The organism is Pseudomonas qingdaonensis (assembly GCF_018398475.1).
Classification (GTDB): Bacteria; Pseudomonadota; Gammaproteobacteria; order Pseudomonadales; family Pseudomonadaceae; genus Aquipseudomonas; species Aquipseudomonas palmensis.
The window spans coordinates 5280918-5305844 of record NZ_CP074676.1; the positions used below are offsets into that span (position 1 = coordinate 5280918).

Sequence of the window (24927 nt, forward strand, 5' to 3'; positions counted from 1 at the left end):
GGCACAAAAAAAGGCCATCGGGTACGCCCCGATGGCCTTTTTCGTTGCGCGGCGGATTACATCTGCGATTGCAGGTAGTTCTCCAGGCCCAGCGACTTGATCAGACCCTGCTGCTTCTCCAGCCAGTAGGTGTGATCTTCTTCGGTGTCGGCCAACTGCACGCGCAGGATGTCACGGCTGACGTAGTCCTTGTGCAGCTCGCACAGCTCGATGCCTTTGCACAGCGCAGCGCGCACCTTGTACTCAAGGCGCAGGTCGGCGGCGATCATCTCGGGCACGGTGGTACCGATGTCCAGGTCGTCCGGGCGCATGCGCGGGGTGCCTTCGAGCATGAGAATGCGGCGCATCAGGGCGTCGGCGTGTTGTGCCTCTTCTTCCATCTCGTGGTTGATACGCTCGTAGAGCTTGCTGAAGCCCCAGTCTTCGTACATGCGCGAGTGGATGAAGTATTGGTCACGTGCCGCCAGTTCGCCCGTCAGCAACGTGTTGAGATAATCGATTACGTCCGGGTGACCTTGCATTGCCCTGACTCTCCCTGTGTGAAAGCCATAGTTTGAACCAGGATGACTGTAAGGTCACTGCAAATTGCGCTAAAACCGCTAAAAAAGTGGGTAAACAGTAGTCAATTGCATTGAAAAACCGCCCAGATGAGGGCGGTTCTTCTTATCACTTCGACTTAGGCCAGATTGAGACCCAATGCCTTTGCGATTCCCCCTCCGTAGGCCGGATCGGCCTTGAAGAAGTGCTGCAGCTGACGCTCCACCACATCGCGCGAGACGCTGGCCATGGTGCCGGCGATATTGGCGATCAGCAGGGCCTTCTGTTCATCGTTCATCAGGCGGAACAGCGCACCGGCGTGGCTGTAGTAGTCGGTGTCTTCACGATGATCGTAACGGTCTGCTGCGCCACCGAGGGCCAGTGCAGGCTCAGCGTACTGCGGGGCCTGCTTGGGTGCGTCGGCGTAGCTGTTGGGCTCGTAGTTGGGCGCCGCACCGCCGTTGCTGCCAAAAGCCATCGAACCATCGCGCTGGTAGCTGTTCACCGGGCTGCGTGGGGCGTTTACCGGCAGTTGCTGGTGGTTGGTACCCACACGGTAACGGTGAGCGTCTGCGTAGGCGAATACGCGGCCCTGCAACATGCGGTCTGGCGACAGCCCCACACCGGGGATCATGTTGCTGGGGCCGAACGCGGCCTGCTCGACTTCGGCAAAGTAGTTGAGCGGGTTGCGGTTGAGCTCCAGTTCGCCCACCTCGATCAGCGGATAGTCCTTCTGCGACCAGGTCTTGGTCACGTCGAACGGGTTCTCGGCACGGCTGGCGGCCTCGGCTTCGCTCATGACCTGGATGCACACGCTCCATTTCGGGAAGTCACCGCGCTCGATTGCTTCGAACAGGTCGCGCTGGGCGTAATCCGGGTCGGTACCGGCCAGGCGGGCCGCCTCGGCAGGCGCCAAGTTCTTGATGCCCTGCTTGGTCTTGAAGTGCCACTTGACCCAGGTACGCTGGCCCTGTGCGTTGATCAGGCTGTAGGTGTGGCTGCCGAAACCGTGCATGTGACGGTAACCGTCCGGGATGCCGCGGTCGGAAAACAGGATGGTGACCTGGTGCAGCGATTCGGGCGAATGCGACCAGAAGTCCCACATCATCTGCGGGCTTTTCAGGTTGCTTTGAGGCAGGCGCTTCTGGGTGTGGATGAAGTCCGGGAACTTCAACGGATCACGGATGAAGAACACCGGCGTGTTGTTGCCCACGATGTCCCAGTTGCCTTCCTCGGTGTAGAACTTGAGTGCAAAACCCCGAGGGTCACGCTCGGTATCGGCCGAACCCCGCTCGCCACCCACGGTGGAGAAACGCAGGAAGGTCTCGGTCTGCTTGCCGACGCTGCTGAACAGCTTGGCGCAGGTGTACTGGGTGATATCGCGGCTGACGGTGAACGTGCCATAGGCACCCGACCCCTTGGCGTGCACACGGCGCTCAGGGATGTTCTCGCGGTTGAAGTGCGCAAGCTTTTCAATCAGGTGGAAGTCTTCCAGCAACAACGGACCCCGCGGGCCTGCCGAACGCGAGTTCTGGTTGTCGGCGACCGGCGCGCCACTGGCGGTGGTCAGCGTTTTGTTCTGGCTCATGCACTCTCTCCTTAATCAGACTTTTGCGGCCGGCTAATCGGCGTAGGCAGAAGTATCGACCAGGAACATGACACCATCAAATTCATTACATGACTGAGATCAATAGATTATTTCAATTCATGCAGAAACAAAAAACCGGGCACTGGGCCCGGTTCCTTGTTACAGACTGTTCGCCTTACTCAGCAGCTTCAACCGAGCCACCAACAGGACGATCAACCAGCTCGACGTACGCCATAGGTGCGTTATCGCCAGCGCGGAAACCGCACTTGAGGATACGCAGGTAGCCGCCCTGACGGGTGGCATAGCGCTTGCCCAGATCGTTGAACAGCTTACCGACGATTTCTTTCGAACGGGTACGGTCGAAAGCCAGACGACGGTTAGCAACGCTGTCTTCCTTGGCCAGGGTGATCAGCGGCTCGGCAACGCGGCGCAGTTCCTTGGCTTTTGGCAGAGTAGTTTTGATCAGCTCGTGCTCGAACAGCGACACCGCCATGTTCTGGAACATGGCCTTACGGTGAGAGCTGGTACGGCTCAGGTGACGTCCACTTTTACGATGACGCATGGGTTCATTCCTTACCAAACACTACGTTCGGTGATTACGACGATCAGGCAGTCGCCTTGTCGTCCTTCTTAAGACTTGCAGGCGGCCAGTTGTCGAGGCGCATGCCGAGGGACAGACCACGGGAGGCCAGAACGTCCTTGATTTCGGTCAAGGATTTCTTGCCCAGGTTCGGAGTCTTCAACAGTTCTACTTCGGTACGCTGAATCAGGTCGCCGATGTAGTAAATGTTCTCCGCCTTAAGGCAGTTGGCCGAACGCACGGTCAATTCCAGATCGTCAACCGGACGAAGCAGGATCGGATCGATCTCGTCTTCCTGTTCGACTACCACTGGTTCGCTGTCACCCTTGAGGTCGACGAATGCAGCCAACTGCTGTTGCAGGATGGTTGCAGCACGACGGATTGCCTCTTCAGGATCCAGAGTACCGTTGGTTTCCAGATCAATAACCAGCTTGTCCAGGTTAGTACGCTGCTCGACACGGGCGTTTTCCACCACGTATGCGATACGGCGAACCGGGCTGAACGAAGAGTCGAGCTGCAAGCGACCAATGCTGCGGCTTTCGTCTTCATCGCTCTGACGCGAATCGGCCGGTTCATAACCACGACCACGAGCTACGGTGAGCTTCATGTTCAAGGCGCCATTGGACGCCAGGTTAGCGATTACGTGATCGGGGTTAACGATCTCGACATCATGATCCAGCTGAATATCGGCAGCGGTAACCACCCCCGAACCCTTCTTCGACAAGGTCAGCGTAACTTCGTCACGACCGTGCAGTTTGATAGCCAGGCCTTTCAGGTTCAACAGGATTTCAATGACGTCTTCCTGAACACCTTCGATGGCGGAGTACTCGTGGAGTACACCGTCGATCTCGGCCTCGACTACTGCACAGCCAGGCATGGAGGACAACAGGATGCGGCGCAGCGCGTTGCCCAGGGTATGGCCAAAACCACGCTCGAGAGGCTCGAGAGTGATTTTAGCGCGGGTTGGACTGACGACCTGCACATCGATGTGGCGGGGCGTCAGGAACTCATTTACCGAAATCTGCATGGATGCACCTATTTTCTAGCCCTTACTTGGAGTAGAGCTCGACAATCAGGCTTTCGTTGATGTCGGCAGACAGATCACTGCGAGCAGGAACGTTCTTGAAAACGCCCGACTTCTTCGCGGTGTCTACATCTACCCACTCAACGCGGCCACGCTGGGCGCACAGTTCAAGGGCTTGAACAATGCGCAGCTGGTTCAGCGACTTCTCGCGAACCGCGACCACGTCACCCGGACGAACTTGGTAGGACGGAACGTTTACAGTCTTGCCGTTAACGCTGATCGCTTTGTGCGAAACCAGCTGACGGGATTCGGCACGAGTAGCGCCAAAGCCCATACGATAAACGACGTTATCCAGACGGCATTCGAGCAGTTGCAGCAGGTTCTCACCAGTAGCGCCCTTCGAGGAGGCCGCTTGCTTGTAGTAACCGCTGAACTGACGCTCGAGCACGCCGTAGATACGACGGACTTTTTGCTTTTCACGCAGCTGGGTGCCGTAGTCGGACTGACGACCGCGGCGCTGACCGTGAATACCTGGGGCTGCTTCGATGTTGCACTTCGATTCCAGAGCGCGAACGCCGCTCTTCAGGAACAGATCGGTGCCTTCACGACGAGACAGTTTGCATTTTGGACCAATGTAACGTGCCATTTATCTGTCTCCTGATTACACGCGGCGCTTCTTCGGCGGACGGCACCCGTTATGCGGGATTGGCGTCACGTCGGTGATGCTGGCGATCTTGTAGCCACAGCCGTTCAGAGCACGAACAGCGGACTCACGACCTGGACCTGGACCCTTGACGTTGACGTCGAGGTTCTTCAGACCATATTCCAGCGCAGCTTGACCAGCACGCTCAGCAGCTACTTGAGCAGCGAACGGGGTGGACTTGCGGGAACCGCGGAAACCCGAACCGCCGGAGGTAGCCCAGGACAGGGCGTTACCTTGACGATCGGTAATGGTCACGATGGTGTTGTTAAAGGACGCATGGATGTGGGCGATGCCATCAACCACTGTCTTTTTAACTTTTTTACGAGGACGAGCAGCAGGTTTTGCCATGTCTATATTCCTGTCGATTCGCTGGTGCGATTACTTGCGGATCGGCTTACGCGGACCTTTACGGGTACGCGCGTTGGTCTTGGTACGCTGACCGCGTACTGGCAGACCCCGACGATGACGCAGGCCGCGGTAGCAACCCAGGTCCATCAACCGCTTGATTTTCATGTTGATGTCGCGACGCAGGTCACCTTCAGTGGTGAACTTCGCAACTTCGCTACGCAGCTGTTCAATCTGCTCGTCGCTCAGATCTTTGATCTTCACGGCTGGGTTGACCCCAGTGTCTGCACAGATTTTCTGTGCAGTTGTGCGACCGACACCATAGATGTAGGTCAGCGAGATAACAGTGTGCTTGTTATCTGGAATGTTAACGCCTGCAATACGGGCCATTCAGTGGGACTCCAATTGACAGCTACCTACGCCCCGGAAGCCAAGAAATAGGGCGCGAGATAATATCGCTGTAGAAACAAATAATCAACCCAGCAGCGCACTAGCTGCTGGGTTTGAAGCACAGATCACACTCAGCCTTGGCGCTGCTTGTGACGTGGTTCCGCGCTGCAAATCACTCGCACAACACCTTCGCGGCGAATAATTTTGCAGTTACGGCACAGCTTTTTCACCGATGCACGAACTTTCATCACCAACTCCTCGAACCTTAAGGGTCTCTCAGCGCAGCATTCCGCTGCCACCGTAGCCTTTCAGGTTGGCTTTCTTCATCAGGGATTCGTACTGGTGCGAAACGAGGTGCGATTGTACTTGGGACATGAAGTCCATCACAACCACTACCACAATCAGCAACGAGGTCCCGCCAAGGTAGAACGGAACGTTTGCCGCTACCACCAGGAACTGGGGCAACAGACACACGGCCGTCATATAAAGAGCACCGAACATGGTCAAGCGGGTCAGAACGCCATCAATGTAGCGCGCCGACTGCTCGCCTGGACGGATGCCCGGAATAAAGGCACCGGACTTCTTCAGGTTTTCCGCTACGTCTTTCGGATTGAACATCAACGCCGTATAGAAGAAGCAGAAGAAAATAATCCCTGCACTAAACAGCAGAATATTCAACGGCTGACCAGGAGCGATCGACTGCGAGATGTCCTGCAGCCAGCCCATACCTTCAGACTGACCAAACCAGGCACCCAGCGAAGCCGGGAACAGCAAAATGCTGCTTGCGAAAATGGCTGGGATGACCCCGGCCATGTTCACCTTCAGCGGCAAGTGGCTAGTCTGCGCAGCGAAGACCTTGCGGCCCTGCTGACGCTTGGCGTAGTGAACGGCGATTCGACGCTGACCACGCTCAATGAACACCACAAAACCGATAATCGCTACTGCCAGCAAACCGATAGCGACCAGAGCGAAAATGTTGATATCGCCCGTACGTGCAGACTCGAAAGACTGCCCGATTGCTCTCGGAAGACCGGCGACGATACCTGCGAAAATCAACATCGAGATACCGTTGCCTACACCGCGCTCCGTGATTTGCTCACCCAGCCACATCATGAACATCGCACCCGCCACAAACGTGGAGACAGCGACGAAATGGAAGCCAAAGTCAGCAGAAAACGCTACACCCTGACCGGCCAGGCCGATGGACATGCCAACAGCCTGGACCAGCGCCAGGATAACGGTGCCGTAGCGGGTGTACTGGCTGATCTTGCGACGGCCAGCTTCACCTTCCTTCTTCAACTGCTCCAGCTGCGGGCTGACGGCGGTCATCAGCTGCATGATGATCGATGCCGAAATGTACGGCATGATCCCCAGTGCAAAGATGCTCATCCGTTCCAGCGCGCCGCCGGAAAACATGTTGAACAAGCTAAGAATGGTCCCCTCATTCTGTCGAAACAGTTCCGCCAGCCGGTCCGGGTTGATGCCTGGAACTGGGATGTGTGCGCCTATCCGATAGACGATGATCGCCAGAAACAGAAAACGCAGACGAGCCCAAAGTTCAGACATCCCGCCTTTACCGAGCGAAGAGAGAGCACCTTGCTTAGCCATTTATTCCTCGAACTTGCCGCCAGCTGCTTCGATAGCCGCACGCGCACCTTTGGTGGCTGCGATACCCTTGATGGTGACCGCGCGAGTAACTTCGCCGGACAGCATGATTTTCACACGCTGTACGTTTTGGTTAATCACGTTGGCATCCTTCAAGGATTGCACGGTGACAACGTCGCCTTCCACTTTGGCCAACTCGGACAGACGCACTTCTGCGCGGTCCATGGCTTTCAGGGAAACGAAGCCGAATTTCGGCAGACGACGGTGCAGCGGCTGTTGACCGCCTTCAAAGCCTGGAGCGATGGTGCCACCGGAGCGGGAGGTCTGACCTTTGTGGCCACGGCCACCGGTCTTGCCCAAACCACTACCGATACCACGACCCGGACGATGCTTCTCGCGACGGGAACCCGGCGCTGGACTCAGATCATTGAGTTTCATCGATTAACCCTCGACGCGCAGCATGTAGTAAGCCTTGTTGATCATCCCGCGATTCTCGGGAGTATCCAGGACTTCTACAGTGTGACCGATGCGGCGCAGACCCAGACCCTTAACACACAGTTTGTGGTTAGGGAGACGGCCGGCGGTGCTTTTGATCAGCGTTACTTTGACGGTAGCCATGATCAGCGGATCTCCTCGACGCTCTTGCCGCGCTTGGCAGCAATGGATTCAGGAGATTGCATAGCCTTCAGACCCTTGAAAGTGGCATGAACCACGTTCACTGGGTTGGTCGAGCCGTAGCACTTGGCCAGGACGTTCTGAACGCCAGCAACTTCCAGGACAGCACGCATCGCGCCACCGGCGATGATACCGGTACCGTCGGAAGCAGGCTGCATGTACACCTTCGAAGCGCCGTGGGCGGACTTGGTGGCGTACTGCAGAGTGGTGCCGTTCAGGTCTACCTGAATCATGTTGCGACGGGCAGCTTCCATGGCTTTCTGGATCGCAGCAGGTACTTCGCGCGATTTGCCACGGCCGAAACCAACGCGACCCTTGCCATCACCTACCACGGTCAACGCGGTGAAGGTGAAGATACGGCCGCCTTTTACGGTTTTGGCTACGCGGTTAACTTGAACCAGCTTCTCGATGTAGCCTTCGTCGCGCTTTTGATCGTTATTTGACATAACTTAGAACTCCAGTCCGCCTTCACGAGCACCATCTGCCAGCGCTTTAACGCGGCCGTGGTACTTGAAGCCAGAACGGTCAAAGGCAACTTGAGATACACCGGCGGCTTTCGCGCGCTCAGCTACCAGCTTGCCAACCTTAGTGGCCGCGTCGATGTTGCCAGTGGCGCCATCACGCAGGTCTTTGTCCAAAGTCGAGGCGCTGGCCAGGACTTTGCTGCCGTCGGCCGAAATGACCTGGGCATAGATGTGCTGCGAGGAGCGGAACACGCAGAGACGCACGACTTCGAGTTCGTGCATTTTCAGGCGTGCTTTGCGAGCGCGACGCAGTCGAGTAACTTTTTTGTCGGTCATTTGCTATGCCCTACTTCTTCTTGGCTTCTTTACGACGGACGACTTCGTCCGCGTAACGCACACCCTTGCCTTTGTACGGCTCTGGTGGACGGAAGTCGCGGATTTCAGCGGCCACCTGACCTACCAGCTGCTTGTCGATACCCTTGATCAGGATGTCGGTCTGGCTAGGGGTCTCAGCGGTGATGCCCTCAGGCAGTTCATAATCCACTGGGTGCGAGAAGCCGAGCGCCAGGTTCAGCACGGTGCCCTTGGCTTGCGCCTTGTAACCAACACCGACCAGCTGGAGCTTGCGCTCGAAGCCTTGGCTTACGCCCTGGACCATGTTGTTCACGAGTGCACGGGTAGTGCCGGCCATTGCGCGAGTTTGTTGGTCGCCGTTGCGAGCAGCGAAACGCAGCTCACCAGCTTCTTCAACAACTTCAACGGACGAGTGAACGTTCAGTTCGAGAGTGCCCTTGGCACCCTTCACCGAAAGCTGTTGGCCGACGAATTTGACTTCGACACCGGCTGGCAGCTTAACGGGGTTCTTAGCGACGCGAGACATGCTTATCCCCCCTTAGAACACTGTGCAGAGTACTTCGCCGCCGACACCGGCAGCGCGCGCAGCACGATCAGTCATCACACCTTTGTTGGTGGAGACGATAGACACGCCCAGACCGCCACGTACTTTCGGCAGTTCTTCGACGGACTTGTACTGACGCAGGCCTGGACGACTTACGCGCTTGACTTCCTCGATGACCGGACGGCCTTCGAAGTATTTCAGCTCGATGGACAGCGAAGGTTTGACTTCACTGCTGACCTGATAACCCGCGATGTAACCTTCGTCTTTCAGAACTTTGGCTACAGCCACCTTCAGGGTCGAGGACGGCATGCTTACGACGGACTTTTCAGCCATCTGGGCATTACGGATTCGAGTTAGCATGTCCGCTAACGGGTCCTGCATACTCATGGGCTAGACGCTCCTGATACAAGAAAAATTAGCCTTTCGGCTACTACAGTCACCTGAACACAACGGGCAAAAAACCCGGGCTCAGGTGAGCCGGTCATTCTAGACACATCCCAGAAACGAAACAAGCCCCATAAGGGGCTTGTTTCGTTGCAAGATCACCGGCGGTCGGAAGATCACTCCCCCGCCGCCAGGGCCCTGCCGGTACGTCTTACCAGCTGGCTTTGACCAGACCTGGAACGTCACCGCGCATTGCTGCTTCACGCAGCTTGTTACGGCCGAGGCCGAACTTGCGGTAAACGCCGTGTGGACGACCGGTGATGCGGCAGCGGTTACGCATGCGCGAGGCGCTTGCGTCACGTGGCTGCTTCTGCAGAGCGATCGAGGCTGCCCAACGTTCTTCTGGAGTTGCATTCAGATTAACGATGGTAGCTTTGAGCTCAGCACGCTTCTTGGCGTATTTAGCAACCGTGAGCTGACGCTTCAGCTCGCGGTTTTTCATGCTCTTCTTGGCCATTTTCCTACTCCAATCAGTTGCGGAACGGGAATTTGAAAGCGCGCAGCAGAGCGCGACCTTCGTCATCCGTACGAGCAGTGGTGGTCAGGGTAATGTCCAGACCGCGCAGAGCATCGATCTTGTCGTAGTCGATTTCCGGGAAGATGATCTGCTCTTTCACGCCCATGCTGTAGTTGCCACGACCGTCGAAGGACTTGGCATTCAGGCCGCGGAAGTCGCGAACCCGAGGCAGGGAGATCGCCAGCAGGCGGTCCAGGAATTCGTACATACGATCACGGCGCAGAGTGACTTTGACGCCGATCGGCCAGCCCTCACGGACTTTGAAGCCCGCGATGGATTTCCGAGCGAAAGTCACAACGGCTTTTTGACCGGTGATCTTCTCGAGGTCAGCTACAGCGTGCTCGATGACTTTCTTGTCGCCGACAGCTTCGCCCAGACCCATGTTCAGGGTGATCTTGGTAACGCGCGGAACTTCCATCACGTTCGCCAGCTTAAGTTCTTCCTTAAGCTTGGGAGCAATTTCCTTCCGGTAAATCTCTTTCAGTCGTGCCATGGTCTTCTACCTAGCAGTGTTCAAGCATCAACCGCTTTTTGGGTCGACTTGAAGACACGAATTTTTTTGCCTTCTTCTACTTTGAAACCAACGCGGTCAGCCTTGTTGGTTTCGCCGTTGAAGATGGCGACGTTGGAAGCGTGCAGTGGCGCTTCTTTCTCGACGATACCGCCTTGTACGCCCGACATAGGGTTAGGCTTGGTATGACGCTTCACCAGGTTGATCCCACCAACGACCAGACGGTCGTCAGCGAGAACCTTGAGCACCTTACCGCGCTTACCTTTGTCTTTGCCGGCGATCACGATGATCTCGTCGTCACGACGAATCTTTTGCATGTCGGATCTCCTTACAGCACTTCTGGGGCGAGCGAGACGATCTTCATGAACTTCTCAGTACGAAGTTCACGGGTCACTGGCCCAAAGATACGGGTGCCGATCGGCTCTTGCTTGTTGTTCAGCAGAACAGCAGCATTGCCATCAAAGCGGATGATGGAGCCGTCAGCACGACGGACACCGTGGCGAGTGCGGACTACAACAGCAGTCATCACCTGGCCTTTCTTCACTTTACCGCGAGGAATTGCTTCCTTGACGGTTACCTTGATGATGTCACCGATACCGGCGTAGCGACGGTGCGAACCGCCGAGCACCTTGATGCACATGACGCGACGAGCGCCGCTGTTATCGGCCACATCGAGCATGGATTGAGTCTGAATCATAAAATTTCTCCGACCCCTAGCCCTTAGACTTCAACAGCGCGTTCGAGAACTTCAACCAGTGCCCAGGACTTGGTCTTGGCCAGCGGACGAGTCTCGCGGATGGAGACCTTGTCGCCGATGTGGCACTGGTTGGTTTCGTCGTGCGCGTGCAGCTTAGTCGAACGCTTAACGTATTTACCGTAGATCGGGTGCTTTACGCGACGCTCGATCAGTACGGTGATGGTTTTGTCCATCTTGTCGCTGACGACACGGCCAGTCAGCGTACGGACGGTTTTTTCAGCTTCAGCCATGATCACTTACCTGCCTGCTGGTTGAGCACAGTTTTCACGCGAGCGATGTCACGCTTAACTTGCGAGAGCAGGTGCGACTGCCCCAACTGGCCAGTTGCCTTCTGCATACGCAGATTGAACTGGTCGCGCAGCAAGCCGAGCAGTTGCTCGTTCAGCTGCTGTGCTGATTTTTCACGAAGTTCATTCGCTTTCATCACATCACCGTCCGCTTAACAAAGGAGGTGGCGAGAGGCAGCTTTGCAGCCGCCAAGGCGAATGCCTCACGCGCCAGCTCTTCAGAAACACCCTCGATCTCGTACAGGACCTTGCCTGGCTGGATCTGGGCAACCCAGTACTCCACGGAACCCTTACCTTTACCCATCCGCACTTCGAGAGGCTTCTTGGAGATCGGCTTGTCCGGGAATACACGGATCCAGATCTTGCCGCCACGTTTTACGTGACGGGTCAGGGCACGACGTGCCGATTCGATCTGGCGAGCGGTGAGACGACCGCGAGCAACAGCTTTCAGAGCAAACTCGCCGAAGCTGACTTTGCTACCGCGCAGTGCCAGACCACGGTTGTGGCCAGTCATCTGCTTGCGGAATTTTGTACGCTTTGGTTGCAACATTTGGCGTACCCCTTACTTAGCAGCTTTTTTACGAGGCGCTGGTGCTTGTGGTTTCAGTTCTTCTTGGCGACCACCAATAACTTCGCCTTTGAAAATCCAAACCTTCACACCGATCACACCGTAAGTGGTGTGAGCTTCGTAAGTGGCATAGTCGATGTCGGCACGCAGGGTGTGCAGTGGCACACGACCTTCGCGATACCATTCAGTACGTGCGATTTCAGCACCGCCGAGACGACCGCTCACCTGGATCTTGATGCCCTTGGCACCAATACGCATGGCGTTCTGTACGGCGCGCTTCATGGCGCGACGGAACATCACACGACGCTCCAGCTGCTGAGCTACGCTCTGAGCTACCAGCATACCGTCGAGTTCCGGCTTGCGGATCTCTTCGATATTGATGTGCACAGGCACACCCATTTGCTTGGTCAGGTCCTGACGCAGTTTCTCAACATCTTCACCTTTCTTCCCGATAACGATACCTGGACGAGCGGTGTGGATGGTGATGCGTGCAGTTTGAGCCGGACGATGGATATCGATACGGCTAACGGACGCGCTTTTTAGTTTGTCTTGGAGGTACTCACGCACATTCAGATCTGCGAGCAAATAGTCCGCATAAGTCCGACCGTCTGCGTACCAGACGGAGGTGTGCTCCTTGACGATTCCCAGGCGAATGCCAGTGGGATGTACTTTCTGACCCATCTGATCGACTCCGTTACTTGTCCGCAACCTTGACAGTGATATGGCAAGACCGCTTGACGATGCGATCAGCGCGGCCTTTGGCACGCGGCATGATGCGCTTCAGCGAACGCCCTTCGTTGACGAAAACGGTGGAGACCTTCAGGTCATCAACGTCTGCGCCTTCGTTATGCTCGGCGTTGGCTACGGCCGACTCGAGGACTTTCTTCATGATTTCAGCGGCTTTTTTGCTGCTGAAGGCCAACAGGTTGAGCGCTTCGCCCACCTTCTTCCCGCGGAACTGGTCGGCGACCAAGCGGGCTTTCTGGGCGGAGATGCGAGCGCCCGACAACTTAGCGGCTACTTCCATTTCCTTACCCCTTAACGCTTGGCTTTCTTGTCAGCCACGTGCCCGCGGTAGGTGCGGGTACCGGCGAACTCGCCCAGTTTATGGCCGACCATGTCTTCGTTCACGAGAACTGGGACGTGTTGGCGACCGTTGTGTACCGCGATGGTCAGACCGACCATTTGTGGCAGGATCATCGAACGGCGCGACCAGGTCTTAACTGGTTTGCGATCGTTCTTTTCCGCCGCCACTTCGATCTTCTTCAGTAGGTGAAGATCGATAAAAGGACCTTTTTTCAGAGAACGTGGCACTGTCGTATCCCTCTATTTACTTGCGACGACGGACGATCATTTTGTCGGTACGCTTATTACCACGAGTCTTCGCGCCCTTAGTCGGGAAGCCCCATGGCGATACCGGATGACGACCACCGGAGGTACGACCTTCACCACCACCATGTGGGTGGTCAACCGGGTTCATGGCAACACCACGAACGGTTGGGCGAACGCCACGCCAGCGTTTGGCACCAGCTTTACCCAGCGAACGCAGGCTGTGCTCGGAGTTCGAGACTTCGCCCAGGGTCGCACGGCACTCAGCCAGGACTTTACGCATTTCACCAGAGCGCAGACGCAGGGTCACATAGACACCTTCGCGAGCGATCAGCTGAGCCGAAGCACCAGCGGAACGAGCGATCTGTGCACCTTTGCCCGGCTTCAGTTCGATGCCGTGAATGGTGCTACCCACTGGAATGTTGCGCAGTTGCAGGGAGTTGCCTGGCTTGATTGGAGCCAGAGCACCTGCGATCAGCTGGTCGCCAGCACTCACGCCTTTAGGGGCGATGATGTAGCGGCGCTCGCCGTCTGCGTAGCAGAGCAGTGCGATGTGAGCAGTACGGTTCGGGTCGTATTCGATACGCTCGACAGTGGCGACGATGCCGTCCTTGTCGTTGCGACGGAAGTCGACCATACGGTAATGCTGCTTATGACCACCACCTACGTGACGCGTAGTGATGCGGCCATTGTTGTTACGACCACCAGACTTCGATTTCTTCTCGAGCAGCGGTGCGTGAGGAGCGCCTTTATGCAGCTCCTTGTTGACCACCTTGACCACGAAACGGCGGCCAGGGGAAGTCGGTTTGCATTTAACGATTGCCATGATGCACCCCTTCCTTACTCAGCACTGCTGCTGAAATCGAGATCTTGGCCGGGTTGAAGGGAGATGATCGCCTTCTTCCAGTCATTACGCTTGCCCAGACCGCGAGCGGTACGCTTGGTCTTACCCAGAACGTTCAGGGTAGTCACGCTTTCCACTTTCACGCTGAACAGGCTTTCGACGGCCTTCTTGATTTCCAGCTTGGTTGCGTCGGTAGCAACCTTGAAAACGAACTGGCCTTTCTTGTCAGCCAGAACCGTGGCCTTCTCGGAAACGTGCGGGCCAAGTAGAACTTTAAATACGCGTTCCTGGTTCATCCCAGCAGCTCCTCGAATTTCTTCACGGCCGACACGGTGATCAACACCTTGTCGTATGCGATCAGACTGACCGGATCGGAACCCTGTACGTCACGTACATCGACGTGCGGCAGGTTGCGAGCAGCCAGGTACAGATTCTGATCAACAGCATCAGAAACGATCAGTACGTCGCTCAGACCCATGCCGTTCAGTTTGTTCAGCAGGTCTTTGGTTTTCGGTGCTTCAACAGCGAAGTCCTGAACCACGACCAGACGGTCGGTACGCACCAGCTCGGCGAGGATGGAACGCATTGCTGCGCGGTACATCTTCTTGTTGAGCTTCTGCGAGTGGTCTTGAGGACGAGCTGCGAAAGTGGTACCGCCGCCACGCCAGATTGGGCTACGGATAGTACCGGCACGAGCGCGGCCAGTGCCTTTCTGACGCCATGGGCGCTTGCCGCCACCAGCAACGTCGGAACGGGTTTTCTGCTGCTTGGTGCCCTGACGGCCGCCGGCCATGTAGGCCACGACTGCTTGGTGTACCAGCGTCTCGTTGAATTCGCCGCCGAAAGTCAGTTCGGAAACTTCGATCGCTTGAGCGTCATTTACATTTAGTTGCATGTCAGCTTCCCCTTAACCGCGAGCCTTGGCAGCCGGACGCACAACCAGATTGCCGCCAGTAGCGCCAGGAACGGCACCCTTGACCAGCAACAGATTGCGTTCAGCGTCGACGCGCACTACTTCGAGGGACTGAACGGTCACGCGCTCGGCGCCCATGTGACCGGACATTTTTTTGCCCTTGAATACACGACCAGGAGTCTGGCACTGGCCGATAGAGCCCGGGACGCGGTGGGAAACGGAGTTACCGTGGGTATTGTCTTGACCGCGGAAATTCCAACGCTTGATGGTACCGGCAAAGCCTTTACCTTTCGACTGACCGGTAACGTCTACCATTTGGCCAGCAGCGAAGATTTCTGCATTGATCAAGTCGCCAGCCTGGTACTCGCCTTCTTCAAGACGGAATTCCCAGACACCGCGACCAGCGGCAACGTTCGCTTTAGCGAAGTGACCTGCTTGAGCAGCAGTCACACGCGAAGCGCGACGCTCGCCAACAGTGACTTGCACTGCGCGATAGCCATCAGTTTCTTCGGTTTTGAACTGGGTGACGCGATTCGGCTCGATCTCAATGACCGTGACCGGAATGGAGACACCTTCTTCGGTGAAAATACGGGTCATACCGCATTTACGACCGACTACACCAATAGTCATGTTGTAAACCTCATGAGTGTACGGGGCTTTCACCCGCTATGGCCGCCCATTTCAGAGCGTTACACGACTAAGACCCGAGTCTTAGCCGAGGCTGATCTGCACTTCCACGCCTGCCGCAAGATCGAGCTTCATAAGAGCATCAACGGTTTTATCCGTTGGCTGGACGATGTCCAGTACGCGCTTATGAGTACGGATCTCGTACTGGTCACGCGCGTCTTTGTTGACGTGCGGGGAGACCAGAACGGTGAACCGCTCTTTACGGGTAGGCAGTGGAATTGGACCACGCACTTGAGCACCAGTACGTTTCGCGGTTTCCACGATTTCCTGGGTGGATTGGTCGATCAGGCGATGGTCAAAAGCCTTCAACCTGATACGGATTTGCTGATTTTGCATTGGATTTCAGACTCCAGGCTGCTATTCCCACCGGGCGCACTACGCCCGTTAAAAGGAGGCGTGATTCTATAGACACCCCCACTGAGTGTCAACCCAATAAAAAAGCCCCCGCAAAAGCGGGGGCCTTTCTAAACGATCAACGATTACTCGATGATTTTGGCTACGACGCCGGCGCCGACGGTACGACCGCCTTCACGGATAGCGAAGCGCAGACCGTCTTCCATCGCGATGGTCTTGATCAGAGTGACAGTCATCTGGATGTTGTCACCTGGCATTACCATTTCAACGCCTTCTGGCAGCTCGCAGTTACCAGTCACGTCAGTAGTACGGAAGTAGAACTGTGGACGGTAGCCTTTGAAGAACGGAGTGTGACGGCCGCCTTCTTCCTTGCTCAGAACATAGACTTCTGCGGTGAACTTGGTGTGCGGCTTGACCGAACCTGGCTTGACCAGAACCTGGCCACGCTCAACGTCGTCACGCTTGGTGCCGCGCAGCAGCACGCCGCAGTTCTCGCCAGCACGACCTTCGTCCAGCAGCTTGCGGAACATCTCAACACCGGTGCAGGTGGTGGTGGTGGTGTCACGCAGACCAACGATTTCCAGGGCGTCTTGAACGCGGACGATGCCACGCTCGATACGACCGGTAACAACGGTACCACGACCCGAGATCGAGAATACGTCTTCGATTGGCATCAGGAACGGCTTGTCGATAGCGCGCTCAGGCTCTGGGATGTAGGTATCCAGAGTCTCAACCAGCTTCTTGACAGCGGTGGTGCCCATTTCGTTGTCGTCTTTGCCTTCCAGCGCCATACGAGCCGAACCGATGATGATCGGGGTATCGTCGCCTGGGAAGTCGTAGGTGGACAGCAGGTCGCGAACTTCCATCTCGACCAGTTCCAGCAGCTCAGCGTCGTCTACCAGGTCAGCCTTGTTCAGGAAGACCACGATGTACGGAACGCCAACCTGACGGGACAGCAGGATGTGCTCACGGGTTTGTGGCATCGGACCATCGGCAGCCGAGCAAACCAGGATCGCGCCGTCCATCTGGGCAGCACCGGTGATCATGTTCTTCACGTAGTCAGCGTGACCTGGGCAGTCGACGTGAGCGTAGTGACGAATGGTCGAGTTGTACTCAACGTGAGCGGTGTTGATGGTGATACCGCGAGCTTTCTCTTCTGGAGCGCTGTCGATCTTGTCGAATTCAACGACTGCGGAACCGAAAACTTCGGAGCAGACGCGAGTCAGAGCTGCGGTCAGAGTGGTTTTACCGTGGTCAACGTGACCGATGGTGCCAACGTTGACGTGCGGAAGGGAACGATCAAATTTTTCTTTAGCCACGACAATTAACTCCTAGCCTAAAGGACTGAATCAGCCTTGTTTTTTAACGAGCGCTTCGACGATGTTCGACGGAGCCTCAGCGTATTTGGAGAATTCCATGGAGTAGCTCGCGCGACCCTGGGACATGGAACGAACGTCGGTCGCATAACCGAACATCTCTCCGAGCGGAACTTCAGCACGGACAACCTTGCCGGACACCGAATCTTCCATACCCTGGATCAGACCACGACGACGGTTCAGGTCACCCATCACGTCACCCATGTAGTCCTCAGGGGTCACAACTTCTACCTTCATGATCGGCTCAAGCACCTTACCGCCGCCTTTGGCTGCGAGTTGCTTGGTCGCCATGGAGGCCGCCACCTTGAACGCCATCTCGTTAGAGTCGACGTCGTGGTAGGAACCATCAAACACGGTTGCCTTCAGGCCGATCAGCGGATAGCCGGCAACGATGCCGTTCTTCATCTGCTCTTCGATACCCTTCTGGATCGCCGGGATGTATTCCTTCGGAACCACACCACCCACAACCTCGTTGGTGAAAACCAGGCCTTCGGTGATGTTGCCGTGTGCGTCCACGTCTGGCTGCGAGAAGCGGATCCAGCAGTGACCGAACTGACCGCGACCACCGGACTGACGAACGAACTTGCCTTCGATTTCGACGTTGTCTTTGGTGATCTGCTCGCGATAGGAAACCTGCGGCTTACCGATGTTGGCTTCGACGTTGAATTCGCGCTTCATGCGGTCAACGAGGATGTCCAGGTGAAGCTCGCCCATACCCGAGATGATGGTCTGGCCGGTTTCTTCGTCGGTCTTGACGCGGAACGACGGGTCTTCCTGAGCCAGCTTGCCCAGTGCGATACCCATCTTTTCCTGGTCCTGCTTGGTTTTCGGCTCGACAGCTACCGAAATCACAGGCTCAGGGAAGTCCATACGCTCGAGGATGATCGGCTTGTCGGCGTTGCACAGGGTGTCACCAGTGGTGACGTCCTTCATGCCGATCAGAGCAGCGATGTCGCCGGCCAGTACTTCCTTGATTTCTTCACGCTGGTTGGCGTGCATCTGCACCATACGACCAACGCGCTCTTTCTTGCCCTTGACCGAGTTGATCACGGAGTCGCCGGACTGCAGCATACCCGAGTAAACACGGACAAAAGTCAGAGTACCAACGAACGGGTCGGTGGCAATCTTGAACGCCAGAGCCGAGAACGGCTCGTTGTCGTCGGCATGACGCTCGTCGTAGTCGGCGTCGACCAGCTCTTCCTTTGGCTTCTCGATCAGGTCAGGGTGGATACCCTTGATCGCAGGAATCTCGGTAGGAGCAGGCAGGAAGTCGATAACGGCGTCGAGAACCAGGGGAACGCCCTTGTTCTTGAACGACGAACCACAGACAGCCGGAACGATCTCGCTGGCCAGGGTACGCGCGCGCAGACCGGCCTTGATTTCTTCGACGGTCAGCTCTTCGCCTTCCAGGTACTTGTTCATCAGCTCTTCGCTGGACTCGGCAGCCGCTTCAACCATGTTGGAGCGCCACTCTTGAGCCAGCTCCAGCATATCGGCAGGAATTTCTTCCTCGCGATAGGTGGTGCCTTTGTCGTCTTCGTTCCAGTAGATAGCCTTCATCTTGATCAGATCGACCTGACCCTGGAAGTTCTCTTCCGAACCGATGGCCAGCTGAACAGGAACCGGGGTGTGACCCAGACGGTTCTTGATCTGACCTACGACGCGCAGGAAGTTGGCACCGGCACGGTCCATCTTGTTCACGTATACAACACGTGGAACGCCGTACTTGTTGGCTTGACGCCATACGGTTTCGGACTGTGGCTCAACGCCGGAGGTACCGCAGAACACAACGACAGCGCCGTCGAGTACACGCAGCGAACGCTCAACTTCAATGGTGAAGTCAACGTGGCCGGGGGTATCGATGACGTTTACGCGGTAGTTGTCATACTGACCCTTGGAGCCTTTCCAGAAGGTAGTGACAGCAGCGGAGGTAATGGTGATACCCCGCTCCTGCTCCTGCACCATCCAGTCGGTGGTCGCGGCGCCATCATGCACCTCGCCCAGTTTGTGGCTCAGGCCTGTGTAGAACAGGATCCGCTCGGTAGTAGTGGTCTTGCCCGCGTCAACGTGCGCGCAAATACCAATGTTACGGTAGCGGTTGATTGGTGTAGTACGAGCCATAGAGCCCTCGCAAAAATAGTGATGCCTGAATTAGAAGCGGTAGTGCGAGAACGCTTTGTTGGCTTCGGCCATACGGTGTACGTCTTCACGCTTCTTGACTGCAGCACCTTTGCCTTCAGCAGCATCCAGCAATTCGCCGGCCAGGCGCAGGGCCATAGACTTCTCGCCGCGCTTGCGCGCGTAGTCTACCAACCAGCGCATTGCCAGGGCGTTACGACGGGACGGACGAACTTCGACCGGAACCTGGTAAGTAGCACCGCCAACACGGCGCGACTTCACTTCGACCAGCGGAGCGATGGCGTCGAGAGCTTTCTCGAAGATTTCCAGGGGATCGCTGTTCTTGCGTTCTTTGACCTTGTCCAGCGCACCGTAAACGATACGCTCGGCAACGGCCTTCTTGCCGCTTTCCATCACGTGGTTCATGAACTTGGCGAGAATCTGCGATCCGTATTTTGGATCGTCCAGAATCTCACGCTTGGCTGCTACACGACGTCTTGGCATTGATAAGCCCTCAAACGGTCTTCAGGTTAGCTCGGGACAGGGAACCCAGAGGTTGCGTGCCCGACCTTACTCTTATCGACTCAATAAAATTGATAACTGCAAATTGCTGCAAACGGCCGATTACTTCGGACGCTTGGTACCGTACTTCGAACGACCTTGGTTACGACCTTTGACGCCGGAGGTATCCAGGGAGCCGCGAACGGTGTGGTAACGAACACCTGGCAAGTCTTTTACACGACCGCCGCGGATCAGTACCACGCTGTGCTCTTGCAGGTTGTGGCCTTCACCACCGATGTACGAGGAAACCTCGAAACCGTTGGTCAGACGCACACGGCATACTTTACGCAGTGCCGAGTTAGGTTTTTTCGGCGTGGTGGTGTACACACGGGTGCACACGCCACGACGTTGCGGGCAGTTCTGCAGCGCAGGAACGTCGGATTTCTCGACGATACGCTTACGCGGCTGACGTACCAGCTGGTTGATAGTTGCCATCTACTAGCTCCACTGTTGTCTTGCGACGCTATTGTCTTGCAAGAAAAGCAAAATGGCAGGACGAAGTCCCACCAAATTTAGGGGTACAAGAGTCTAAAGAGGATCTTGCCCCTCGTCAAGGCAAGGCCCCGACATCCCCCACCCTCCCCTTCGCAACAGATTATGTCGCGAAGATCGGGTGAGGGCCGCCAGGGCCCTACGCTTTAGTTGCCGCTGGAGTTCAGCGCTTCGGTCAGTGCAGCTTCCACTTCACTGGCGCTAACACGCAACGGCTTGTCGGCATCACGGCGACGCTTGCGCTCGCTGTGGTAGGCCAGACCGGTACCGGCCGGGATCAGACGACCCACGACCACGTTTTCTTTCAGGCCGCGCAGGTAGTCGCGCTTGCCGGTTACCGCCGCTTCGGTCAGTACGCGGGTGGTTTCCTGGAAGGAAGCCGCCGAGATGAACGATTCGGTGGACAGCGAGGCCTTGGTGATACCCAGCAGTACACGAGTGAACTTGGAGACAAACTTGTCTTCCGCGCCAAGGCGCTCGTTCTCTACCAGTACCTGGGTCAGTTCCATCTGGTCGCCCTTGATGAAGCTGGAGTCGCCCGACTCGGCAATCTCGACCTTACGCAGCATCTGACGCAGGATGGTCTCGATGTGCTTGTCGTTGATCTTCACGCCTTGCAGACGGTAAACGTCCTGGATCTCGTTGACGATGTACTTGGCCAGCGCGCTAACACCCAGCAGACGCAGAATGTCGTGCGGATCGCTAGGACCGTCCGAGATGACTTCGCCGCGGTTCACTTGTTCGCCTTCGAAGACGTTCAGGTGACGCCACTTCGGAATCAGCTCTTCGTACGGATCGCTGCCATCGTTCGGGGTGATGACCAGACGGCGCTTGCCCTTGGTCTCTTTACCGAAGGCGATGGTACCGCTGACTTCAGCCAGAATCGAGGCTTCTTTCGGACGGCGCGCTTCGAACAGGTCGGCAACGCGCGGCAGACCACCGGTGATGTCACGGGTCTTGGACGTTTCTTGCGGGATACGCGCGATAACGTCACCAACACCGATCTGTGCACCGTCAGCCACACCGACCAGGGCGTTGGCTGGCAGGAAGTACTGAGCCGGTACGTCGGTACCTGGCAACAGCAGATCCTTGCCGCTGGCGTCGACCATCTTGATTGCAGGACGGATTTCCTTGCCTGCAGCCGGACGGTCTTTGACGTCCAGAACCTCGATGTTGGTCAGGCCGGTCAATTCGTCGGTCTGACGCTTGATCGTGATGCCTTCTTCCATGCCCACGAAGGTCACGGTACCTTTCATTTCGGTAACGATCGGGTGGGTGTGCGGGTCCCACTTGGCGACGATGGCGCCAGCGTCGACCTTGTCGCCTTCCTTCACCGAAATCACGGCGCCGTAAGGCAGCTTGTAACGCTCGCGCTCACGACCGAACTCGTCGGCAATCGCCAACTCGCCGGAACGCGATACGGCAACCAGGTTGCCGTCGGCACGCTCAACCTGCTTGAGGTTGTGCAGACGAACCATACCGCCGTTCTTCACCTGGACGCTGTCGGCAGCCGAGGTACGGCTTGCAGCACCACCGATGTGGAACGTACGCATGGTCAGCTGGGTACCCGGCTCACCGATCGACTGTGCAGCGATAACGCCGACAGCTTCACCGATGTTCACCTGGTGACCGCGAGCCAGGTCGCGACCGTAGCACTTGGCGCAGATGCCGTAGCGGGTTTCGCAGCTGATCGGCGAACGCACGATCACTTCGTCGATGCTGTTCAGCTCGATGAACTCGACCCACTTCTCGTCGACCAGAGTACCGGCCGGAACGATGACGTCGTCGGTGCCAGGCTTGAACACGTCACGGGCGATTACACGACCCAGTACGCGCTCACCCAGCGGCTCTACAACGTCGCCGCCTTCGATGTGCGGGGTCATGACCAGACCCTGCTCGGTGCCACAGTCGATCTCGGTAACCACCAGATCCTGCGCCACGTCTACCAGACGACGGGTCAGGTAACCGGAGTTCGCGGTTTTCAACGCGGTATCCGCAAGACCCTTACGCGCACCGTGAGTCGAGATGAAGTACTGCAGTACGCTCAGACCTTCGCGGAAGTTCGCGGTGATCGGCGTCTCGATGATCGAGCCGTCCGGCTTGGCCATCAGACCACGCATACCGGCCAACTGACGAATCTGAGCTGCCGAACCCCGGGCCCCGGAGTCAGCCATCATGTACATCGAGTTGAAGGACTCCTGCTCGACTTCGTTGCCTTCGCGGTCGATGACCTTCTCTTTCGAGAGGTTGGCCATCATCGCCTTGGACACTTCGTCGTTCGCCTTGGACCACAGGTCGATGACCTTGTTGTACTTCTCGCCCTGGGTTACCAGGCCGGAGGCGTACTGGCTCTCGATCTCTTTCACTTCGTCGGTGGCAGCACCGATGATGCGGGCTTTTTCATCCGGGATAACGAAGTCGTTAACACCGATGGAAACGCCGGAGATGGTCGAGTAGGCAAAACCGGTGTACATCAGCTGGTCAGCGAAGATGACGGTCTCTTTCAGACCAACCACGCGGTAGCACTGGTTGATCAGCTTGGAGATCGCCTTTTTCTTCATCGGCTGGTTGACCACGTCGTACGACAGACCTGGCGGTACAACCTGGAACAGCAGTGCACGGCCGACAGTGGTGTCGACGATGCGGGTGTTCTTAACGCTGCCGCCATCACGATCGTTCACGGTTTCGTTGATACGAACCTTGATCTTGGCGTGCAGGGCCGCTTCGCCGGCGCGGAATACGCGGTCGACTTCCTGCAGGTCGGCGAATACGCGACCTTCGCCCTTGGCATTGATGGCTTCGCGGGTCATGTAGTACAGACCCAGTACAACGTCCTGCGAAGGAACGATGATCGGCTCACCGTTGGCTGGCGACAGGATGTTGTTGGTCGACATCATCAGCGCGCGCGCTTCGAGCTGGGCTTCCAGCGTCAGCGGCACGTGCACGGCCATCTGGTCACCGTCGAAGTCGGCGTTGTACGCGGCACAGACCAGCGGGTGCAGCTGGATGGCCTTGCCTTCGATCAGTACCGGCTCGAACGCCTGGATACCCAGACGGTGAAGGGTCGGTGCACGGTTGAGCAGTACGGGGTGTTCGCGAATCACTTCGGCAAGAACGTCCCACACCTCTGGCAACTCGCGCTCGACCATCTTCTTGGCAGCCTTGATGGTGGTCGCCAGACCACGCATTTCCAGCTTGCCGAAAATGAACGGCTTGAACAGCTCGAGGGCCATTTTCTTCGGCAGACCGCACTGGTGCAGACGCAGGGTCGGACCTACGGTAATTACCGAACGACCCGAGTAGTCAACGCGCTTACCGAGCAGGTTCTGACGGAAACGACCTTGCTTACCCTTGATCATGTCGGCCAGGGATTTCAGAGGACGCTTGTTCGAGCCGGTGATGGCGCGGCCGCGACGGCCGTTGTCGAGCAGTGCGTCGACCGCTTCCTGCAGCATGCGCTTTTCGTTGCGCACGATGATGTCAGGCGCAGACAGGTCGAGCAGGCGCTTCAGACGGTTGTTACGGTTGATCACCCGACGGTACAGGTCGTTCAGGTCGGAGGTCGCGAAACGACCGCCATCCAGCGGAACCAGTGGACGCAGGTCTGGCGGCAGAACCGGCAGAACGGTCAGGACCATCCACTCAGGCAGGTTGCCCGAGCCCTGGAAGGCCTCCATCAGCTTCAGTCGCTTGGACAGCTTCTTGATCTTGGTTTCCGAGTTGGTCTGCGGAATCTCTTCGCGCAGGCGGCCAATCTCGTGCTCCAGGTCGATAGCGTGCAGCAGTTCGCGGACGGCCTCGGCACCCATGCGGGCGTCGAAGTCATCGCCGAACTCTTCCAGCGCTTCGAAGTACTGCTCGTCGTTCAGCAGCTGACCTTTTTCCAGGGTGGTCATGCCCGGGTCGATAACGACATAGCTCTCGAAATAGAGAACGCGCTCGATATCACGCAGGGTCATGTCCATCAGCAGGCCGATACGCGACGGCAGCGACTTCAGGAACCAGATGTGGGCAACAGGCGAGGCCAGCTCGATGTGCGCCATGCGCTCACGACGAACTTTTGCCAGCGCGACTTCAACACCGCACTTCTCGCAGATCACGCCACGGTGCTTCAGGCGCTTGTACTTGCCGCACAGGCACTCGTAGTCCTTGACTGGGCCAAAGATCTTGGCGCAGAACAGGCCGTCACGCTCAGGCTTGAACGTACGGTAGTTGATGGTTTCCGGCTTTTTTACTTCACCGAACGACCACGAACGGATCATCTCAGGCGAGGCCAATCCGATACGGATGGCGTCGAACTCTTCGACTTGACCCTGGTTTTTCAGCAAATTCAGTAGGTCTTTCAAGGCCTTTCCTCCTG

35 protein-coding genes are annotated in these 24927 nt (G+C 56.9%); all 35 read right to left on the minus strand.

The window, feature by feature from the left end; translation table 11 throughout:
• Positions 1-56: 56 nt before the first annotated feature.
• The 35 genes from bfr to rpoC all read right to left on the minus strand — a co-directional run bounded on the left by bfr (position 57) and on the right by rpoC (position 24913).
• On the minus strand, positions 57-521 hold the full coding sequence (bfr, locus tag KH389_RS24155; RefSeq protein ID WP_043861921.1) for a bacterioferritin: 465 nt from the start codon (positions 519-521) through the stop codon (positions 57-59).
• 155 nt (positions 522-676) lie between these two features.
• On the minus strand, positions 677-2125 hold the full coding sequence (locus tag KH389_RS24160) for a catalase (protein WP_043861922.1): 1449 nt from the start codon (positions 2123-2125) through the stop codon (positions 677-679).
• 175 nt (positions 2126-2300) lie between these two features.
• Positions 2301-2687, minus strand: a complete 387-nt coding sequence (gene rplQ, locus KH389_RS24165; protein WP_002555463.1) for a 50S ribosomal protein L17 — start codon at positions 2685-2687, stop codon at positions 2301-2303.
• A gap of 43 nt (positions 2688-2730) precedes the next feature.
• The gene (locus KH389_RS24170) at positions 2731-3732 is read right to left on the minus strand and encodes a DNA-directed RNA polymerase subunit alpha (RefSeq protein WP_003186012.1); all 1002 of its coding nucleotides are present in this window, start codon (positions 3730-3732) and stop codon (positions 2731-2733) included.
• Positions 3733-3754: 22 nt separating this feature from the next.
• Entirely contained in the window at positions 3755-4375 is a 621-nt protein-coding gene (gene rpsD / locus KH389_RS24175; RefSeq protein WP_043861923.1) for a 30S ribosomal protein S4, read from the minus strand.
• Between the two features lie 15 nt (positions 4376-4390).
• Positions 4391-4780 carry a 30S ribosomal protein S11 gene (gene rpsK / locus KH389_RS24180; RefSeq protein ID WP_002555466.1) on the minus strand — a complete coding sequence of 130 codons (390 nt, stop codon included), beginning with the start codon at positions 4778-4780 and terminating at the stop codon, positions 4391-4393.
• 30 nt (positions 4781-4810) lie between these two features.
• On the minus strand, positions 4811-5167 hold the full coding sequence (gene rpsM, locus KH389_RS24185) for a 30S ribosomal protein S13 (RefSeq protein ID WP_043861924.1): 357 nt from the start codon (positions 5165-5167) through the stop codon (positions 4811-4813).
• Between the two features lie 131 nt (positions 5168-5298).
• The gene (gene rpmJ, locus KH389_RS24190; protein ID WP_002555468.1) at positions 5299-5415 is read right to left on the minus strand and encodes a 50S ribosomal protein L36; all 117 of its coding nucleotides are present in this window, start codon (positions 5413-5415) and stop codon (positions 5299-5301) included.
• A 28-nt stretch (positions 5416-5443) separates the two neighbouring features.
• On the minus strand, positions 5444-6775 hold the full coding sequence (secY, locus tag KH389_RS24195) for a preprotein translocase subunit SecY (RefSeq protein WP_043861925.1): 1332 nt from the start codon (positions 6773-6775) through the stop codon (positions 5444-5446).
• The gene (gene rplO / locus KH389_RS24200) at positions 6776-7210 is read right to left on the minus strand and encodes a 50S ribosomal protein L15 (RefSeq protein WP_010220318.1); all 435 of its coding nucleotides are present in this window, start codon (positions 7208-7210) and stop codon (positions 6776-6778) included.
• A 3-nt stretch (positions 7211-7213) separates the two neighbouring features.
• Entirely contained in the window at positions 7214-7390 is a 177-nt protein-coding gene (gene rpmD / locus KH389_RS24205; RefSeq protein ID WP_010220317.1) for a 50S ribosomal protein L30, read from the minus strand.
• A 2-nt stretch (positions 7391-7392) separates the two neighbouring features.
• On the minus strand, positions 7393-7893 hold the full coding sequence (gene rpsE / locus KH389_RS24210) for a 30S ribosomal protein S5 (RefSeq protein WP_043861926.1): 501 nt from the start codon (positions 7891-7893) through the stop codon (positions 7393-7395).
• 3 nt (positions 7894-7896) lie between these two features.
• Positions 7897-8247 carry a 50S ribosomal protein L18 gene (gene rplR, locus KH389_RS24215; protein WP_043861927.1) on the minus strand — a complete coding sequence of 117 codons (351 nt, stop codon included), beginning with the start codon at positions 8245-8247 and terminating at the stop codon, positions 7897-7899.
• A gap of 10 nt (positions 8248-8257) precedes the next feature.
• On the minus strand, positions 8258-8791 hold the full coding sequence (gene rplF, locus KH389_RS24220) for a 50S ribosomal protein L6 (protein ID WP_043861928.1): 534 nt from the start codon (positions 8789-8791) through the stop codon (positions 8258-8260).
• A gap of 12 nt (positions 8792-8803) precedes the next feature.
• Positions 8804-9196 (minus strand): 30S ribosomal protein S8, encoded by a 393-nt coding sequence (gene rpsH, locus KH389_RS24225; RefSeq protein ID WP_010220313.1) that lies wholly within the window; start codon positions 9194-9196, stop codon positions 8804-8806.
• Between the two features lie 208 nt (positions 9197-9404).
• Positions 9405-9710 carry a 30S ribosomal protein S14 gene (gene rpsN, locus KH389_RS24230; RefSeq protein WP_043861929.1) on the minus strand — a complete coding sequence of 102 codons (306 nt, stop codon included), beginning with the start codon at positions 9708-9710 and terminating at the stop codon, positions 9405-9407.
• Between the two features lie 13 nt (positions 9711-9723).
• Positions 9724-10263, minus strand: coding sequence for a 50S ribosomal protein L5 (gene rplE, locus KH389_RS24235; RefSeq protein WP_043861930.1), 540 nt, complete (start codon positions 10261-10263; stop codon positions 9724-9726).
• 20 nt (positions 10264-10283) lie between these two features.
• On the minus strand, positions 10284-10598 hold the full coding sequence (rplX, locus tag KH389_RS24240) for a 50S ribosomal protein L24 (RefSeq protein WP_008374158.1): 315 nt from the start codon (positions 10596-10598) through the stop codon (positions 10284-10286).
• A gap of 11 nt (positions 10599-10609) precedes the next feature.
• Positions 10610-10978, minus strand: a complete 369-nt coding sequence (gene rplN / locus KH389_RS24245; RefSeq protein ID WP_002555479.1) for a 50S ribosomal protein L14 — start codon at positions 10976-10978, stop codon at positions 10610-10612.
• A 23-nt stretch (positions 10979-11001) separates the two neighbouring features.
• Positions 11002-11268, minus strand: coding sequence for a 30S ribosomal protein S17 (gene rpsQ, locus KH389_RS24250; protein ID WP_008374160.1), 267 nt, complete (start codon positions 11266-11268; stop codon positions 11002-11004).
• Between the two features lie 2 nt (positions 11269-11270).
• Positions 11271-11462 (minus strand): 50S ribosomal protein L29, encoded by a 192-nt coding sequence (rpmC, locus tag KH389_RS24255; protein WP_002555481.1) that lies wholly within the window; start codon positions 11460-11462, stop codon positions 11271-11273.
• Complete coding sequence (gene rplP, locus KH389_RS24260; RefSeq protein WP_003255479.1) at positions 11462-11875, minus strand: 50S ribosomal protein L16; 414 nt, start codon at positions 11873-11875, stop codon at positions 11462-11464. The genes rpmC and rplP overlap by 1 nt, the downstream gene beginning before the upstream one ends.
• 12 nt (positions 11876-11887) lie before the next feature.
• Positions 11888-12574 carry a 30S ribosomal protein S3 gene (gene rpsC / locus KH389_RS24265; protein ID WP_010220308.1) on the minus strand — a complete coding sequence of 229 codons (687 nt, stop codon included), beginning with the start codon at positions 12572-12574 and terminating at the stop codon, positions 11888-11890.
• Positions 12575-12587: 13 nt separating this feature from the next.
• A complete protein-coding gene (gene rplV / locus KH389_RS24270) occupies positions 12588-12920 on the minus strand; it encodes a 50S ribosomal protein L22 (protein ID WP_213606401.1) in 333 nt (110 codons plus the stop codon).
• Between the two features lie 11 nt (positions 12921-12931).
• Entirely contained in the window at positions 12932-13207 is a 276-nt protein-coding gene (rpsS, locus tag KH389_RS24275; protein ID WP_002555486.1) for a 30S ribosomal protein S19, read from the minus strand.
• Positions 13208-13223: 16 nt separating this feature from the next.
• Positions 13224-14048: a 50S ribosomal protein L2 gene (gene rplB / locus KH389_RS24280; RefSeq protein WP_078481646.1), complete on the minus strand. Its 825-nt coding sequence runs from the start codon at positions 14046-14048 to the stop codon at positions 13224-13226.
• 14 nt (positions 14049-14062) lie between these two features.
• Positions 14063-14362: a 50S ribosomal protein L23 gene (gene rplW / locus KH389_RS24285; RefSeq protein WP_009397515.1), complete on the minus strand. Its 300-nt coding sequence runs from the start codon at positions 14360-14362 to the stop codon at positions 14063-14065.
• The gene (gene rplD / locus KH389_RS24290) at positions 14359-14961 is read right to left on the minus strand and encodes a 50S ribosomal protein L4 (RefSeq protein WP_010220305.1); all 603 of its coding nucleotides are present in this window, start codon (positions 14959-14961) and stop codon (positions 14359-14361) included. Before rplD ends, rplW begins: the two co-directional genes overlap by 4 nt.
• Before the next feature lie 12 nt (positions 14962-14973).
• Positions 14974-15609, minus strand: a complete 636-nt coding sequence (gene rplC / locus KH389_RS24295; RefSeq protein ID WP_043861931.1) for a 50S ribosomal protein L3 — start codon at positions 15607-15609, stop codon at positions 14974-14976.
• An 81-nt stretch (positions 15610-15690) separates the two neighbouring features.
• Positions 15691-16002, minus strand: a complete 312-nt coding sequence (gene rpsJ, locus KH389_RS24300; protein ID WP_003186070.1) for a 30S ribosomal protein S10 — start codon at positions 16000-16002, stop codon at positions 15691-15693.
• A 143-nt stretch (positions 16003-16145) separates the two neighbouring features.
• A complete protein-coding gene (tuf, locus tag KH389_RS24305) occupies positions 16146-17339 on the minus strand; it encodes an elongation factor Tu (RefSeq protein ID WP_043861932.1) in 1194 nt (397 codons plus the stop codon).
• A 30-nt stretch (positions 17340-17369) separates the two neighbouring features.
• A complete protein-coding gene (fusA, locus tag KH389_RS24310) occupies positions 17370-19517 on the minus strand; it encodes an elongation factor G (protein ID WP_043861933.1) in 2148 nt (715 codons plus the stop codon).
• 30 nt (positions 19518-19547) lie between these two features.
• A complete protein-coding gene (rpsG, locus tag KH389_RS24315) occupies positions 19548-20018 on the minus strand; it encodes a 30S ribosomal protein S7 (RefSeq protein ID WP_008089143.1) in 471 nt (156 codons plus the stop codon).
• Positions 20019-20138: 120 nt separating this feature from the next.
• Positions 20139-20510, minus strand: coding sequence for a 30S ribosomal protein S12 (rpsL, locus tag KH389_RS24320; protein WP_003186084.1), 372 nt, complete (start codon positions 20508-20510; stop codon positions 20139-20141).
• 203 nt (positions 20511-20713) lie between these two features.
• Positions 20714-24913 (minus strand): DNA-directed RNA polymerase subunit beta', encoded by a 4200-nt coding sequence (gene rpoC / locus KH389_RS24325; protein ID WP_054916698.1) that lies wholly within the window; start codon positions 24911-24913, stop codon positions 20714-20716.
• Positions 24914-24927: the final 14 nt, after the last annotated feature.